The organism is Mesorhizobium sp. M7A.F.Ca.CA.003.01.2.1 (assembly GCF_003998945.1).
Lineage (GTDB): Bacteria > Pseudomonadota > Alphaproteobacteria > Rhizobiales > Rhizobiaceae > Mesorhizobium > Mesorhizobium ciceri.
In genome coordinates, this window is the sequence record NZ_RZRA01001445.1 from 1 (window position 1) to 844 (window position 844).

General features: G+C 56.4%; 1 protein-coding gene and 1 pseudogene. Both read left to right on the plus strand.

Annotation, left to right across the window (positions count from 1 at the left end):
- A pseudogene (locus EN969_RS33345) lies at positions 1-373 on the plus strand (hypothetical protein); the annotation flags it as partial.
- A 54-nt stretch (positions 374-427) separates the two neighbouring features.
- Entirely contained in the window at positions 428-829 is a 402-nt protein-coding gene (locus tag EN969_RS33350; protein WP_013530422.1) for a hypothetical protein, read from the plus strand.
- Positions 830-844: the final 15 nt, after the last annotated feature.

Sequence of the window (844 nt, forward strand, 5' to 3'; positions counted from 1 at the left end):
GGTCCTGACGGGCAATGACATGCTTCCCACGGCCGCCTGCGCCAAACGTTACGTCTACAACGCCGGCCGACTTCGGGCCGCTTTGCAACGGTACCCGGAGTTCCTGAGGCAAACACCTCTCTCCTACTATATCATCCAGGAGGCGTCCGTTCTTGGTAATGACGGCAGCCATCTTGGCCCAGTTGGCTCCTATGTGGTGGCCGCCACGATCGCATCCGCACTGTTCAAGGCTGCCGATACGGATATCACCTCTCGCAGGCTCATTCCGGACGTAGAGCCAAAAACGCTGGCAGGACTGCTCGATCTCAATGATACTGCGAAGGTATCGGATGAAGTGCTTGGCGGCCTGCTCGGCAGTCAGGGTTTTCAATAGCGCTGATAACGGCAGCGCTACAGTGCTCAATCTGGTTTAGCGGGGAAAGTGGACATGGTGAAGTTCAAAGATGTGCAGTTCGAGGCGCTTGGCGAATTCATCCGAGACCTGATCAAGGATCCGGCCAAGCAAGCGATCTTCAGAAGTGGAGATCAGGAGGCGATGAAGGACCTGCTGCGTGGGTTCATGACGCCCAGGGACAAAACCTGGGAGGAGATCACCATCCAACCATACTTCGACCAAGACCTGATCGTGAACATCGCCTTTCCCTTCACCGGCGACGTCGAGCAAACGATCGCCACCATTGCGCCGGCGGATGGACCCGGTGAGGACTATACATTTCCCGATCACTACAATCTCGACCCGAACGCCGGCCCGCCCGATCAAATAAAGAAAAACCGTTTGAGCGCATATCATAAGCGCCTCGGCGACTACGTGATGTCACGCTGCAAGTGAAACCCGGCGCAATTG